At 70.3% G+C, this 529-nt stretch carries 1 protein-coding gene; it reads left to right on the top strand.

What is annotated here, in order from left to right; all coding sequences use genetic code 11:
• Window positions 1-71: 71 nt before the first annotated feature.
• A partial coding sequence (locus FFK22_RS42195; protein WP_221939323.1) for a hypothetical protein occupies window positions 72-529 on the top strand: 458 nt, incomplete at its 3' end.

The following is a 529-nucleotide window of genomic DNA, read 5'->3' as shown; positions in this document are numbered from 1 at the left end:
GGGCGCGTCAAGTTGACTCGCTGAGCGCGCCGCGGGTTCCGTGCGGGGCTGTTTTCCGATTCTGTGTCGGCATGTCGCCGGCCAATGACCTCGATAATCTTTCCGCAGCCGATTTGAGGGTGCTCGTGCTGGCGCTTCTGGGCGAGGTCGCGGCGCTGAAGCAGGTGGTGGCGGAGCAGCGGGCCGAGATCGCCCGGCTGAAGGGGCTGAAGGGGCCGCCGTCGATCAAGCCGAGCGGGATGGAGCAGGCGAGCGAGCCGAAGCCGCGTTCCGGTGGGGGCAGGCGCCGGGGGCGCGGGGCCAAGCGGGTGCGCGTCGCGGTCGAGGACCGGGTGCTCACCGTCGCGGTGCCGGCCGGCTCGCGCTTCAAGGGCTATGAGAGTTTCTTCGTGCAGGATCTGGAACTGCGGCCGATGGCGATCCGGTTCCGGCGCGAGCGTTGGGTAACGCCCGACGGCCGGACCGTGGTGGCGCCGCTGCCGGAGGGGATCGACGGTCATTTTGGCCCGGCGCTCCGCCGTTTCGTGCT

It is taken from the genome of Mycobacterium sp. KBS0706 (genome assembly GCF_005938675.2).
Lineage (GTDB): Bacteria > Pseudomonadota > Alphaproteobacteria > DSM-16000 > Inquilinaceae > Inquilinus.
The sequence above is the reverse complement of the archived record's forward strand: the minus strand, read 5'-3'. Positions and strand labels throughout refer to the sequence as shown.